The following is a 14428-nucleotide window of genomic DNA, read 5'->3' as shown; positions in this document are numbered from 1 at the left end:
ACCTTGACCGCCATCGACCCCACCGCCCATCTGACCGCGGAGCAGATCGAGGAGCTCGGCCGCGAGCTGGACGCGATCCGCGACGAGGTGATCGCCGGCCGCGGCGAGAAGGACGCCGCCTACATCCGCAAGGTCATCTCGGCGCAGCGCAAGCTGGAGCTGGTCAGCCGGGGTGTGCTGCTGTTCTCGCTCTTCCCGCCCGCGTGGGTGCTCGGCACCGCCGGCCTGTCCGTGGCCAAGATCATGGACAACATGGAGATCGGCCACAACATCCTGCACGGCCAGTGGGACTGGATGCGGGACCCGAAGATCCACTCCACCACCTGGGAATGGGATCACGTCTCGCCGGCCGACCAGTGGAAGCACTCGCACAACGAGCTGCACCACACGTACACCAACGTGATCGGCAAGGACAACGACCTCGGCTACGGCATCATGCGCGTCGACGAGGACCAGCGCTGGTACCCGTTCCACCTCGGCCAGCCGCTGTGGAACTTCATCAACGCCTGCTTCTTCGAGTACGGCATCGCGGCGTACGACCTGGAGCTCGGCAAGAACCTGCGCAAGAGCCGCCGCAAGAACCCGGAGTTCCGCGCGCGGGCCAGGGCCGTGGGCCGCAAGATCCGCAAGCAGGTGCTCAAGGACTACGTGATCCACCCGCTGCTGTCGGGCCCGTCGTTCCTCCCCACGCTCGCCGCCACCTTCACCGCGAACGTGGTCCGCAACCTCTGGTCCCACTCGGTGATCATGTGCGGGCACTTCCCCGAGGGCGTGCAGGTCTTCGAGCGCCGGTCGATCAAGGGCGAGACGCGCGGTCAGTGGTACCTGCGCCAGATGATGGGCTCGGCGAACATCAGCGGCAGCAAGGCCATGCACTTCATGACCGGCAACCTCTCGCACCAGATCGAGCACCACCTCTTCCCGGACCTGCCGAGCAACCGGTACGCCGAGGTCGCGGTGAAGGTGCGCGCGCTGTTCGAGAAGTACGAGCTGGAGTACGTCACCGGTCCGCTGCCCAAGCAGGTCTTCTCCGCGTGGCGCAAGGTCGTCCGGCTCTCGCTGCCGAACAAGAAGAAGCCCGAGGTCACCACGCCGGACCGCGAGCGGGAGCTCGTCGCCGCCTGATTCCCGGTGACACAGGCCAAGAGGGCCAGGAGCTGAGCACACCGCCCAGCTCCTGGCCGCTTTGTCTGTCGCGGGGTGTGTCAGGTGCGGGTCCAGCGCTGGTTGCTGCCGCCCGAGCAGCTGTACAGCTGGATCTGGGTGCCGTTCGCGGTGCCGTTCCCGACGGCGTCGAGGCAGAGACCGGACTGGACACCGACGATGGATCCGTCGGAGTTGAGGCGCCACTGCTGGTTGGTGCCGCCCCAGCAGCTGTAGATCTGGACCTTGGCGCCGTTGCCGGTGCCGGCGGCGTCCAGGCACTTGTTGCCGTAGACCCTGAGTTCACCGGCGCTGGTGGACGTCCACTGCTGGTTGGTGGCGTTGTTGCAGTCCCACAGCTGGACCTGGGTGCCGTCGGCGGTGCCGGCGTTGGGAACGTCCAGGCAGCGACCCGAACCGACCCCCTTGATGATCTGCCCGGAGCCCGACGGAGGCGGCGTGGTGGTGCCGCCGTTGAGCGCGTTGAGCACAGAGGTGTAGGCGGCCTTCTTGCTGCCGTCGCCGTTGAACAGCAGCGGCGTCTGCTCCGCACGCCAGGAGTCGGTGTCGCGCACGCCCCACACGGTGATGCCGAGGCAACGCGCAACGGCCAGGCAGTCGTTGGTCACGTTGGCGTACGTCGTGGCCGAGGCGCCCTGGATGTCGAGTTCGGTGACGGCCACGTCCACGCCGAGAGCAGCGAAACTCTGCAGGGTGGTGCGGTAGTTGCTGTTGTACGGGCTGTCGTTGTTGAAGTGCGACTGGAAGCCGACGCAGTCGATCGGTACGCCGCGCTGCTTGAAGTCCTTGACCATGTTGTACACGGCCTGGGTCTTGGCCCAGGTCCAGTTGTCGGTGTTGTAGTCGTTGTAGCAGAGCTTGGCGGCCGGGTCGGCGGCGCGCGCGGTGCGGAAGGCGACCTCGATCCAGTCGTTGCCGGTGCGCTGGAGGTTGGAGTCGCGCCGGGCGCCCGAATTGCCGTCGGCGAAGGCCTCGTTCACGACGTCCCACTGGGCGATCTTGCCCTTGTAGTGGCTCATCACGCCGTTGATGTGGTCGATCATGGCCTGGCGCAGGGTGCTGCCGCTGAGGCTCTGCATCCAGCCGGGCTGCTGGGAGTGCCAGGCCAGGGTGTGTCCGCGGACCCGCTTGCCGTTCTGCACCGCCCAGTTGTAGACGCGGTCACCGGCGGTGAAGTTGAACTGGCCCCGCTGCGGCTCGGTGGCGTCGATCTTCATCTCGTTCTCGGGCGTCACCATGTTGAACTCGCGGCCCGCGATCGTGGTGTACGCCGAGTCGCCCAGCCTGCCGGAGGCGATGGCGGTGCCGAAGTAGCGGCCGCTCTGGGCCGCCGCGGCGCCGAGTGTGCTCTCGGCGGCGTGCGCCGGCGGCGGCGTGACCAGAGCGGCGACCGCGCTGAGGACGCCGATGAGCAGTGCCAGCTGCAAGCTGCGGATTCTCCGGCGGACACCGGGGCCTGGTAGGGCGTACAAGCTCATGGCTGTGTCTCCAAAATCGACATCAGGGGCACTCCGACGCGGCTCGGCCGGAGGCACAGGGTTCGATATTTCGAACTTTGGTCGACCCTTGGTGACGGATGATTGAGGCATTGACGGTGGATCGTCAAGGCATTCCGCAAAGAAAGTTTCCTTCGGTTATTCGAAACATTCGAAATGGTCCGCACCCCCTGGTCCATGGAGGTGCGGAACTATTTGCAGCCAGAACAGCCGCAGACCTTGACCGAGGGACCCCGCATTTCTATGTTGTGGCGTCGAAAGATCAGTGAACTCCTCGAAAGTTTCGAGGAGTTCATTCTTCCCGGCCCTGCCGCTCCGCGGTTCGCCGACGCCACCTCGCCCCGCACGCCAAGGAGGCCCTCAGATGTGGTTGCGCCACCCGTTCACGGCCCCGCTCAGACGCTTACTCGCCGTCCTTTCGCCGCTCCTGCTCGTGGCGACCTTCCTCGGCGCACAGCCCGCCCACGCGGCGACCGTCGATCCCAACGCCTCGTACGTACTGGTCAACCGCAACAGCGGCAAAGCCCTCGACGTCTACAACCTGGCGACCAACGACGGTGCCCGCATCACCCAGTGGACGAGAAACGACCAGGCCCAGCAGCAGTGGCAGTTCGTCGCTTCCGGGGACGGCTACTACCGCATCAAGTCCCGCCACTCGGGCAAGGTGCTGGACCTCTACAACTGGTCCACCGCGAACGGCGGTTCGATCGTCCAGTGGACCGACCTGAACGCCACCAACCAGCAATGGCGGCTGGCCGACAGCTCTGACGGCTACGTACGACTCATCTCGCGCCACACCAACAAGGCCCTCGAAGTGCAGGGCGCCTCCACCGCCGACAACGCGAACATCGTCCAGTACGACGACTGGGGCGGCACCAACCAGCAGTGGCAGCTCGTCAAGGTCGGCGCCGACACCCCCGGCGCGTGCGACCTTCCGTCGACGTACCGCTGGTCATCGACGGGCGCCCTGGCGCAGCCCAAGTCGGGCTGGGTCTCGCTCAAGGACTTCACCGTCGCTCCCTACAACGGCAAGCAACTCGTCTACGCCACGACCCACGACACGGGGACGAGTTGGGGCTCGATGAACTTCAGTCCGTTCACCAACTGGTCCGAGATGGCCTCGGCCAGCCAGAACACGATGTCGTCATCCACGGTCGCGCCCACGCTCTTCTACTTCGCGCCGAAGAACATCTGGGTGCTCGCCTACCAGTGGGGCGCGACCGCCTTCTCCTACCGGACATCGAGCGACCCGACCAACCCGAACGGCTGGTCGTCCCCGCAGGTGCTGTTCTCCGGAAGCATCTCCGGCTCCGGAACCGGTCCCATCGACCAGACGCTCATCGGTGACGGCACGAACATGTACCTGTTCTTCGCCGGCGACAACGGCAAGATCTACCGGGCAAGCATGCCGATCGGGAACTTCCCGGGCAGCTTCGGTACGACCTCCACCGTGGTCATGAGCGACACGACGAACAACCTGTTCGAAGCCCCGCAGGTCTACAAGCTGGCGGGCCAGAACCGCTACCTCATGATCGTCGAGGCGATCGGCTCGCAGGGCCGCTACTTCCGCTCGTTCACGGCCACCAGCCTCAACGGCACGTGGACGCCCCAGGCCGCGACCGAGAGCAACCCCTTCGCCGGAAAGGCCAACAGCGGAGCCACCTGGACCAACGACATCAGCCACGGCGAGCTGATCCGCGCCAGCGCCGACCAGACCATGACCGTCGACCCTTGCAACCTCCAACTCCTCTACCAGGGCCGCAGCCCCAGCTCAGGCGGCGACTACGGCCTCCTCCCCTACCGTCCGGGGCTGCTGACACTGCAGCGCTGACGGCATGACCCGGGTCCGGCTTCCGCGAAGGGGCCGGACCCGCTCGCCGCACGGAAACGGGCCAGGCCGTGTCGTGCGGTCACGCACGGGACGCGGGCCAGGAGTTGAGGGGCAGCGGGCCGCGGTCGATGACGGTGCGGATGCAGAAGGTGCTGCGGGCGTCGCGCACAGGACCGATGGCCAGGATCTGATCGGTGAGCACCTTCTCGAAGGTCCGCAGATCCGGCACGGCGAGCTCGACGAGGAAGTCGGCGTCGCCGGACACGACATGGCAGGCGACCACGTGCTCGATCGCCTTCAGCGCCTCCTCGACCACCTGGGAGGTGGTGCGGGAGTGCTCGACCTTGAGGGAGAGGAACACCGTCAGCCCGAGACCGAGGCGCTCGCGGTCCAGATCGGCCCGGTAGCCCGCCAGGACCCCGTCCTCCTCCAGCGCCTTGGTGCGGCGCAGACAGGAGGAGGGTGACAGGCGGACGGCCTCGGCGAGGTCGACGTTGGGGGTGCGGCCGTGGCGCTGGAGGTGATCCAGGATCGCCCGGTCGATACGGTCGTACAGGGGGCGTGGCATGAAATGCAGCGTATCGGCTGGATAGTCGAACAATCCTGCGCTGTGACGCCATACAGGCGCTCATTACGACATCGCGTGCCGGGATCGGCGGCGCATTCTGGTCACGCGCCGCGGCCGACCCGCCAGGCCGGTCCCGCCGCCTCCGTACCCCTCTCACGCACATCGGACTGCCCCATGCACCCTTTCTCCCTGGAACCCGACCGCGCCACGATGACCGAAATGGGCCGTCTCGTCCTGGACCGTGTCGTCGACCGCACCGACCACCTCGCCACCCGCCCCGCGACCAGCCCCCTGTCCCCGCAAGCCGAGGCCGAGCTCGTCCAGTCCTTCCTGGCGCCGCCGCCCGAGCGGGGCGGTGACCTCAAGGCGCTGCTCGCGCGTCTGGACGAGGCGGCGGACTGCGCACTGGAGACGGCCGGGCCCGGTCACCTGGCCTACATCCCGGGCAGCGGTCTGTACGCGGCCGCGCTCGCCGAGTTCTACAACCGTGCCGTCAACCGCTACGGCGGCCTCGCCTCGGTCGCCCCGGCCCTCGCCGCGCTGGAGGAGAGCGTGATCCGCTGGATGGCCCGCGAGGTGTGCGGCCTCCCGGAGGGCAGCGGCGGCCTGCTGACCAGCGGCGGCTCGATGGCGACCTTCTCCGCGACGGTCGCCGCCCGCCACTACCGGCTCGGCGAGGACCTCGCCGACGGCACCGTCTACACGACCGCCTTCGCCCACCACTCCGTCGCCAAGGCCGCCCGCCTCGCCGGGATCCGCGCCGCGCACATACGGACCGTGCCGCACACGACGGACCTGCGGATGGACCCGGCGGCCGCCGCGGCGATGATCCGCGCCGACCGGGAGGCGGGGCTGCGGCCGTTCCTGCTGGTCGCCACCGCCGGCACCACCGACACCGGCACCGTCGACCCACTGCCCGAGCTGGCCGACCTCGCCCGCCGCGAGGACGTGTGGTTCCACGTCGACGCGGCCTACGGCGGCTTCTTCCGGCTCACCCGACGCGGCAGGGAACGTCTGACCGGGATCGAGGAGGCCGACTCGGTCACGCTGGACCCGCACAAGACCCTGTTCATGCCGTTCGGCACCGGCGCCCTGGTCGTCCGCGACCTCGCCGCCCTGCACGCCGCGCACGAGGGCACCGGCAGCTACCTCCAGGACATGGGAGCGACGGGCGTCCCGGACTCCGGTCATCTGGGACCCGAGCTGACCCACGAGATCCGCGGCCTGCGGGCCTGGCTCCCGCTGCACCTGCACGGGGTCGGCGCCTTCCGCGAAGCCCTGGACGAGAAGCTCGACCTGGCCGACCACGTCCACGAGGTGCTGTCCGGCGTCGCGGAGCTGGAAGTGCCGCAGCGCCCGGACCTGTCCACCGTCATCTTCCGCATCCGCCCCGCCGACAACAGCCCGGCCGCCGCCCAGCGGGCCGACGAGGAGAGCCGCCGTCTGCTGGAGCGGATCAACAGCCACCAGCGCATCGTGCTCTCCAGCACGGTCGTCGACAACCGCTACACCCTGCGCGTCTGCGTGGTCTCCCACCGCACCCACCACGACCGCATCACCGAAGCGCTGGAGATCATCACCGCCGAGGCCAAGCGCAAGCCGTCCCGCCCATCCTGAATGAGCGTGGTAAGCAAGGCGGATGCTTGGGCGACTTCCTCTCAGCGAGCAACTCGACGGCTTGCGAGCCGTGCTGACCCAAAACGAGATCTTGACTGACGTGATGACCCGTGCGGCAGCCCTGGAGTTGCCCGGCTGGTACATGACGGCGGGCTGCCTCTTCCAGACAGTGTGGAACGTGGCCACCGGCAGGCCCCCGACCAACGGGATCAAGGACTACGACATCTTCTACTTCGACAACACCGATCTCTCCTGGGAGGCGGAGGATGCCGTGATCAAGTCAGGTCAGGCCTTGTTCGCTGACCTGCCGGCCGAGGTCGAGATCCGCAACGAAGCCCGCGTGCATCTTTGGTACGAGCAGAAGTTCGGAGTGCCGTGCCCTCCGTATGAGTCCACCGAGTCCGCCATCGACTGCTTCGCCGCAACGACGTGCTGTCTGGGCATCCGGCCGGAATCCGACGGAGGATGGCGCGTCTATGCGCCTCACGGGCTGTCCGACATGTTCAACCTTCTCGTTCGCCCCAACCCGGTCCTTGCCCCGAGGGAGGTCTACGAGACCAAGGCGGCACGTTGGAAGCACCAGTGGCCGGAACTCACAGTCCTCCCTTGGCCGAACTGACGGTCTTCCCGGAACGGGTCATCCGATGGCTTCGACGCACGCTCGGGCGTACTCGTCACAACCGGCCGCGCCGCAGCAGCCTGGTCCAGTACTTCTTGACGGTGGAGCGTCGGGGAAGGTCGGGCAGGGTGTCGAGGAGCCGGACTGCTTGGCGTTTCTTGCCTGTTGAGGCCACGGCGAGTGCCTGTCCGATGCATTCGGCGGCCTGGAGGTGGAGTTGCTCGGTGGTCGATGGCTGCGGTGGTGCGGGCGACGTGAGGGGGAGGTTCTCGATGTGCCAGCGGTGGGTGCGGCCGACGGTGTCGACGACGGACAGGGAGGGGCCGTTCAGAGAGAGGGAGAGGGGTTCGGTGTCGAGGGAGGTCGTGAGGACGCTCGCGCCGTCGTGTATGCGCCAGACCATGATCAGGCCGTCCTGGGAGGCCGAGCAGGCCAGATCCCCGGTGACGGACACCGAGGTGACGGTGACCGGATGGTGGACGGTGGCGAGGCGGTGCCAGGTGCCGGCGTCGCGTCGCAGTGCGATGGCCTCGCCGTGTTCCGTGCCGACGACCACGAAGTCGGGCGTCGCCCGCAAAGCCGTGACGGCACTGTCGCACCGTATGACTTCCGTGTGTTCGGGTGTCCACATGTGCAGTTCCCCGGTCACGATCGGGAAGGCCTTGTTGTCGGCGTAGGCGGCCAGGACTCCCCCGGGCCGGGCGGCGAGGAGAGTGCAGGCGAGATCGGGGTCCCGCTGTCCCACGCGGTACGCCGTCATGGACCGCTCGCGTTCCCGGACCTCGGCCGGCAGCACGAGGGAGGTGGCCGCCTCGGGGGCCAGAAGCAGGCAGGAGGCCACGCCCTCGGGTGAGGCGAGGTACACCCGGCATCCGTCGGGCTCGAGGGCCATCTCCACCTGGCGGAACACCGGGGCCTCGGCGTCGGCCGCCCGGCCTCGGTGCGCCACCTTGACCGGTACGGGCACTAGCGCGGTCTGCGTGCGCAGGTCGACGACCATGAGCCAGTGCGATGTGGGTGCGGGGGCTTCCGGGTCCCGGTAGAGGACTACGGCGAGTTGGGCGCAGCGCGCGATGTCGATCCCGGTCGTCCCCTCCGGCAGCGGCACCGCCTTGGCTCCGACCTCGACATGGTCGGCGAAGAGCACCAGGTCGACGTCGGGACCGGCAAGTGCGGCGATGGCGCGAGCGGGGCGTCGGGTCCGCATCCGCTCCTCGCCGGAGTGGACGTCGTAGACCGTGACGCCCGATGCCGCGTCCCCGACGGCCACGAGGTGGGCCGTGTCGTCGAAACAGACTGCGGTGACGGGGGCGCCTCCCCGGTGGATCACGCGCGTCTCGGCCATCGTGCCGACGTACGCCCGGCCGTGTCCGGCGCCGTAGGCGAAGCTCTCGTCGACCGGTGACGCGGCGATGCACAGGGCGCGGTACCCGGCGTCCATCAGTTGCTGGTGGAACCCGGAGTGCAGGTGTTCCCCGTCGGCCAGGTCCAGGAGGTACACGCCGTCGGCCACGGAACTGTGCCAGGCCATGATTTCGGGCGGCACGGGCCGGTGTCCCAGCAGACAGATCCGGTTCGCGTGGCGAAAGGCGTCGGCGGCGCGCAGGAAGCCTGCCGTGTCGGTGGCCGGCGCGGCGAGGTGCAGGACGACGGGTCGGCGGGCCAGCATCCGCGCGTCGTGTGCGATGTAGTCGCCTTCCTCCATCAGGCGGAAGCCGAGGTCGACCGCCTCCCGTTGGGTGATGGGGCGGTAGTCGGGGCTCAGGTGCAGGACGAAGCCGTCCATGGTGAGGGCCATCATCTGGTCCGCGTCGCCGGGTTCGGGGTCCCAGGTCAGGACGACCGGGCGGTCCGCGAGCCAGTGGTCGACCGGCTCGCTGCTCTGCTGGGTGAGGTCGATGCGCCAGATCGTCCCGAGGGCCTCCGATCCCTGGGGCATCCCGCCGCCCGCGACCAGCTGGTCCGCGGAGGACCACCGCACGGTGTACACCCAGTCCTGCAGTTCGTGCGTCGCCCGTACGGCGCCGTCGCGCGTCCACACGCGCACGCCGGACAGGTACGGCGAGGGCTCGGGCGAGCCGTAGCCCGCTGCCAGGTGGCGCTGGTCAGGCGAGACCGACAGTGACTTCGCCGGTGCGGGCGGGGTGTCGAAGCGGGCCCGTACCCGGGCGCCGGCGACGTCCCACGCCCAGACTTCCAGGCCGGTGGTGGACACGAGCAGGTCCGTTCCCCAGAAGGCGAGGGAGACGATCTGCCCGGTGTGGTGGTCCGCCACCGGTGGGGTCGCCCGGCGCAGCCTGGGTTCGGTGGGCATCAGCTCGCGATGGGCCTCGGCGGCGTCCGCCACCGCGGGTTCCGCGGAGTTGAGGGCCTCTTGCCACAGGAGCCCCGGCTGGCGGCGCAGCAGGTGCGACGAGCGCGCCAGGAACCGGGCGAACTGGGCCTGCGGCGCGTCGTCCGGCCAGGGCCGCGGCCGGGCGGTGCGGGCGTTCTCCAGGTCGCGGAGTACTCCGTCCACCCCGTCGTACCGGCAGCGCTGGGTGAGGAAGTCGAGATCCGTGAGCAGGGAGTCCAGACGCTCGAACCGGCCCGCCGCGGCCAAGTGGTTGCACAGCTCCGCACAGATATAGGCGCGTTTCTCCGGGGACATGAGATCCAGCCGCGGTCGGCTCTCACGCATCGTCGGCCCCGAACAGGTCGGCGTAGAGCCGGTCGGCGATCTCCTCGTTGATCCGTGTGATCGACTCGCCGGCCGCCCGCACGATCTCCTTGTCGTGCAGGAAGTCCAGGAAGCTCGCGTGGTAGATGCTGTAGACGCGCCCGCCGTGGGCGCGGCCCACGTGCAGGAACTGTTCCCACTCGTCGATGACGGCCTGGACCTCCGTGGGGTCCTCGCGCAGGAGGTCGGCGAGGAACGTGCGGGACACGGGCCGCGACAGCTCCGACATGACGTACACGATGTGGATCTTCCTGCGGGGCAGGGGATGTTTCTGCATGCCCATCCGCCGCCAGTGGTCCTGGTAGTACCCCTGCAGGCCCTCGGGCAGCTCGGTGACGTCGACCGCGCTGTAGGTGCCGCCGGCGATCTGCGGAAGGACGTAGTGCAGGTACATGAAGTTGCACTGGCTCTTGTCCGCGAGGGTCTCGACGAAGCCGTCCTCGTCGAGACCCGGCTGCTCCGCGATCCACGGTGCGAGGTCCAGCCGTGTCACCGCGCGCCGCAGGTACTCCATGACGTCGGTCCGGCTCTCGTCCCGGTGGGCGCCGAGGTCGTAGGTCTGTTGTGGCGCCCGGCTGTGCAACGGCACCGCGCTGCGGCGACGCGTGAGCAGGAAGTACACGTTCCGCGGCAGCGACTGGGGCAGGAACAGCACGTTGGTGCCGTCCGGATGGTCGGACAGATCCACCTCGTCCAGCGCGTCCACCGCGATGACGACCGGCTCGCCCGCCGAGGCCGCGGCCTCCAGCAGCCGTGTCCAGAACGCGCCGAGTTCGGCGGGGCTGCCCGGGGGGCCGGGCAGTGTCACGCCGAGCCGCTTGGCCAGTTGCGCGCGGACGTTGACCGCGCATCCCAGGGCGTGGTGGTCGCCCTCGGCCCGGAGGTTGAAGTGGGCGGCGCAGCCGGTGCGTCTGCTGAACTCCGCGCAGATCGCGCTCTTGCCCTCCCCCGGGTCGCCGACGACGGTGAACAGCCCGCGGTCGTGGCGGGTCCGGAACATGTCGAAGGCGGTGAACACGCTCTCCCGGCCGACGAAGTGCTCGGTCAGCTCCGCCACCCTCGCCGGCGGTTCCGCCGGATGGTCCAAGGCGTCGAGGACGAGGGCCAACTGCTCGGGAAAATGGGGTTGGAAGGGGATCCGCTGGAAGCGGTCGAGGAACTCATGCCGCTGATCGCCGACCACCAGAGGCAGGATCGTGAACGCCGGGTCGCTCTCGCGTCGGCGTCTGGCCAGGTCGATCTCGGCCCGGACCCACTCCGCGTTCGCGCTGGCCGCGGAGAGGATCACCAGGAAGTGCGTGCACTCGTCGAGCACGGCCGTGACCAGCCGTTCCTGCCAGTCCGCTCCGCTCGGTACGTCGTCCGGCGCGATCCATGCCCTGATGCCCCGCTCGGTGAGCCCCTCGGCCAGGCGGTGGGCAAGGTCATGATCCCGGTGATCCCGGACCGTGTGCGAGACGAAGACCGCCGGAGACTGTGCCATGCCAACACGGTACTGATACTTGCGAGTTGAGCGGGACCCCTCATGGACGCGGCCTGGGCCTGTTCGCTGACGCGGGTCCCCGAGGCGTCCTTCGAGGTCGGCGGCCAGTACTGCAGGAACGTGCAGGCCCTGCGGGAGCGTCACGTCCACTTGTTAGCGTTCACCAGTGACCCGTCCTTCTCCGACCGCCCGGAGCGCGCCATGAACGTCGTCGATTCCCCGCTCGGTGCCGCGACCACGCTCGCCGAGCTCGCCGAGGATCCGCATGCGCGACTGGCGTTGCTGCGGGCGAAGGAGCCGGTGTCGTGGATCCCCGAGATGGGCGGCTGGCTGGTGACCCGGCGGGATCTCGCGCTGAACGTGATGCGGGACGCGGAGACGTTCACCGTCGACGACCCCAGGTTCTCCACCGCACAGGTCGTCGGCCCCAGCATGCTGTCCCTGGACGGCGACCGGCACGCCCGGCACCGGGAGCCCTTCGCCGCGCCCTTCCGGCCCCGGGCCGCGCATGACGGTTTCGCGGCGTTCATCGAGAAGGAGACCGACCGGCTCATCACCGAGCTGGAGCCGGCCGGAGCCGGTGAACTGCGGCGGGCCTTCGCAGGTCCCCTCGCGGTCGCGGTCGTGACCGAGGCGCTGGGGCTGATCGGCACCACCTCGGAGACGGTCCTCGCCTGGTACGACTCCATCGTCCAGTCGGTCTCGGACATCACCGCCGGACTGGAGGCCGGCCCCGCGGGCGTCGCGGCCTACGCGCAGCTGCGCGCCGCGGTGGAGGCCACCGTCGCCGACCGGAACACCGCCTCCCTGCTCGTCTCGGCCGCCGGGCGGCTGACCGTGCCCGAGGTGGCGTCCAACGCGGCGGTGCTGATGTTCGGAGGCATAGAGACCACCGAGGCGATGATCACCAACGCGCTGCTGCACCTGCTGCGGCATCCCGACCAACTCGCCCTGGTCCGGGCCGACACCGCTCTCCTGGACGGCGCGATCGAGGAGTCGCTGCGCCTCGAACCCGGCGCGGCGGTGGTGGACCGCTACGCCACCCGCGACACCGTCCTCGGTCCGGCCATTATCCGCCGCGGCGACCTCGTCACCGTCTCCCTGACCGGGGCCAACCGCGACCCGGCCGTCTTCCCCGACCCCGACCGGTTCGACGTCCGCCGCGAGAACGCACGTCTCCAACTGGCCTTCGCCCACGGCCCGCACTACTGCCTCGCCGCCCACCTGGCGCGCCTGGAAACCCGCATCGCCCTCCAGCACGTACTCGAACGGCTCCCGGCCCTGCGCCTCGACCCCGACCACCCCACATCCCCGCACGGCCTGGTCTTCCGCAAGCCCCCCACCCTGCATGTGCGGTGGGACCGGGCGACCTGACCGCGCGCCGCTCATGTCACGGCATCCGCTCCCGCAAGCACCTCAGCAGCGCGTGCAGCGCCGGGTTGTCGTTGGCGCGGGCGAGGATGCTGTGGACCTGCCGAGGCCGCGGCCGATCTCCCTGGCGGGATCCCGCGAGTTCGTCCCTGGAACTCCTTCCCAGGATGGAACCGCTACTTGAGATGCGTGGAGAAGAATGTCTCCAGCTTGTCGAACGGGATCAGATCGGTCCGGTCGTAGAGGTCGATGTGCCGCGCCCCTGGCACCACCACCAGTTCCTTGGGCCCCGTCGCCTCCGCGTGGACGGTGTCGCTGAAGTAGCGGGAGTGGGCCTGCTCGCCGGTGATCAGCAGGATCGGCCTCGGAGCGATGTCCGCGAGGTGGCGCAGCTGTCCGAAGTTGATGTGGGACAGGGTGCTGGTGACCGCGAAGCCGCCGATGGACCGCGGGTGGTGGCCACGGGAGGTGGGCACGTAGTACTCGAAGAACTCGCTGGTGATCGGGTCGAGACCGTCGGGAATCTCGGCAGGGAAGGTGGGCGTCAGCGCGGGTTCGCCCGCGTCGACGTCCTTCCAGCGCTGCGCCGCGATCTCGTCCAGCGCCTTGCGGCGGTCGTCGTCGCTCGTGGTGTCCTGCCACCCGTTGCGCGCGACACGGCTGATGTCGTACATGGCCGATGTGGCGACGGCCTTGATCCGGGTGTCGACCTGTGCGGCGCTCAGGGCGAACCCGCCGCTGCCGCAGACCCCGATCGCGCCGATCCGGTCGCGGTCGACATAGGGCAGCGTGCCCAGGAAGTCGACGCCCGCGCTGAAGTCCTCGGCGAACAGCTCCGGCGAGGTGACGTGCCGGGGTTCGCCCCCGCTCTCACCGTTGTACGAGGGATCGAAGCCGATGGCGACGAACCCACGCTTGGCCAGCTCCTGGCCGTACACCCCCGGCGCCTGCTCCTTGACCCCGCCGTGCGGCGGGCCGATGACGACCGCGGAGTGACGGACGGACTCGTCGAGATCCACGCTGCGGTACAGATCCGCGGCGATCTCGATGCCGTAGCGGTTCTTGTATCGGACGGGGGTCCGTGTGACGTCGTCGGAGAGCACGAAGGTGTAACCGTCGTCCTGTAGAGGCATGTTGATCGCTCCTTGGATCAGGATCAAGGACTCTTGCGAGTCGGTGTCTCTTGTTTTCTCTGTGTGGCCGCCTACAGAGCGGGCGGGTCAGACGGTCTAGCCGCCGTCGACGACGAGGGCATGGCCGGTGGCGAAGGAGGCAGCGTCCGAGCACAGCCACAGCACAGCCGCGGCGATCTCGTCCGGCGTGCCGAGGCGGCCGATCGGCTCGGCCTGGCCTCCCGCTTCCTCGACCAGCCGTGCGGTCTCCTTCAAGCCCGCCTCGGAAAGGTCGGCGAGAGCCACATCGGCGCCGGCTCGGGCGAAGGCGACAGCGGTGGCCCGTCCGATGCCGGAAGCCGCTCCGGTGGCGAAGGCGACCCTTCCGGTGGACAGGGGATCGGTCGTCGTGCTCAAGAGAGGGCTCCTTTCGATGGGATCGGCCGCT

General features: G+C 69.0%; 11 protein-coding genes. 5 read left to right on the top strand and 6 right to left on the bottom strand.

The genetic code is table 11. The features are described 5' to 3' along the window. The first annotated feature begins 3 nt into the window (after positions 1-3). Positions 4-1125, top strand: coding sequence for an acyl-CoA desaturase (locus ABZ928_RS18570; protein ID WP_361519637.1), 1122 nt, complete (start codon positions 4-6; stop codon positions 1123-1125). An 80-nt stretch (positions 1126-1205) separates the two neighbouring features. On the opposite strand, the gene ABZ928_RS18565 is transcribed toward ABZ928_RS18570, so the two are convergent. Then, a complete protein-coding gene (locus ABZ928_RS18565) occupies positions 1206-2642 on the bottom strand; it encodes an endo-1,4-beta-xylanase (protein WP_361519634.1) in 1437 nt (478 codons plus the stop codon). A gap of 382 nt (positions 2643-3024) precedes the next feature. Between ABZ928_RS18565 and ABZ928_RS18560 the strand changes: the two genes are divergently transcribed. Continuing rightward, positions 3025-4491 (top strand): non-reducing end alpha-L-arabinofuranosidase family hydrolase, encoded by a 1467-nt coding sequence (locus ABZ928_RS18560; protein WP_361519631.1) that lies wholly within the window; start codon positions 3025-3027, stop codon positions 4489-4491. 79 nt (positions 4492-4570) lie between these two features. Here ABZ928_RS18560 and ABZ928_RS18555 read toward each other — a convergent pair whose 3' ends face one another. Beyond that, positions 4571-5059 (bottom strand): Lrp/AsnC family transcriptional regulator, encoded by a 489-nt coding sequence (locus ABZ928_RS18555; RefSeq protein WP_361519628.1) that lies wholly within the window; start codon positions 5057-5059, stop codon positions 4571-4573. 174 nt (positions 5060-5233) lie between these two features. Here ABZ928_RS18555 and ABZ928_RS18550 point away from each other — a divergent pair, with 174 nt between their 5' ends. Beyond that, positions 5234-6676, top strand: a complete 1443-nt coding sequence (locus ABZ928_RS18550) for an aminotransferase class V-fold PLP-dependent enzyme (protein WP_361519626.1) — start codon at positions 5234-5236, stop codon at positions 6674-6676. A 22-nt stretch (positions 6677-6698) separates the two neighbouring features. Then, complete coding sequence (locus ABZ928_RS18545) at positions 6699-7295, top strand: nucleotidyltransferase family protein (protein ID WP_361519623.1); 597 nt, start codon at positions 6699-6701, stop codon at positions 7293-7295. Between the two features lie 55 nt (positions 7296-7350). Here the strand turns inward: ABZ928_RS18545 and ABZ928_RS18540 are convergent, their stop codons facing one another. Both ABZ928_RS18540 and ABZ928_RS18535 read right to left on the bottom strand, forming a co-directional pair. After that, positions 7351-9945 carry a hypothetical protein gene (locus tag ABZ928_RS18540; RefSeq protein WP_361519620.1) on the bottom strand — a complete coding sequence of 865 codons (2595 nt, stop codon included), beginning with the start codon at positions 9943-9945 and terminating at the stop codon, positions 7351-7353. A gap of 22 nt (positions 9946-9967) precedes the next feature. After that, positions 9968-11497 carry a toll/interleukin-1 receptor domain-containing protein gene (locus ABZ928_RS18535; RefSeq protein WP_361519617.1) on the bottom strand — a complete coding sequence of 510 codons (1530 nt, stop codon included), beginning with the start codon at positions 11495-11497 and terminating at the stop codon, positions 9968-9970. Positions 11498-11698: 201 nt separating this feature from the next. Between ABZ928_RS18535 and ABZ928_RS18530 the strand changes: the two genes are divergently transcribed. Beyond that, positions 11699-12871, top strand: coding sequence for a cytochrome P450 (locus ABZ928_RS18530; RefSeq protein WP_361520700.1), 1173 nt, complete (start codon positions 11699-11701; stop codon positions 12869-12871). A 173-nt stretch (positions 12872-13044) separates the two neighbouring features. Here the strand turns inward: ABZ928_RS18530 and ABZ928_RS18525 are convergent, their stop codons facing one another. Next, positions 13045-14001: an alpha/beta hydrolase gene (locus ABZ928_RS18525; protein ID WP_361519614.1), complete on the bottom strand. Its 957-nt coding sequence runs from the start codon at positions 13999-14001 to the stop codon at positions 13045-13047. 96 nt (positions 14002-14097) lie between these two features. Then, positions 14098-14397: an SDR family oxidoreductase gene (locus ABZ928_RS18520; protein WP_361519611.1), complete on the bottom strand. Its 300-nt coding sequence runs from the start codon at positions 14395-14397 to the stop codon at positions 14098-14100. Positions 14398-14428 lie beyond the last annotated feature (31 nt).

It is taken from the genome of Streptomyces sp. NPDC046909, from assembly GCF_040644695.1.
Classification (GTDB): domain Bacteria; phylum Actinomycetota; class Actinomycetes; order Streptomycetales; family Streptomycetaceae; genus Streptomyces.
The sequence above is the reverse complement of the archived record's forward strand: the minus strand, read 5'-3'. Positions and strand labels throughout refer to the sequence as shown.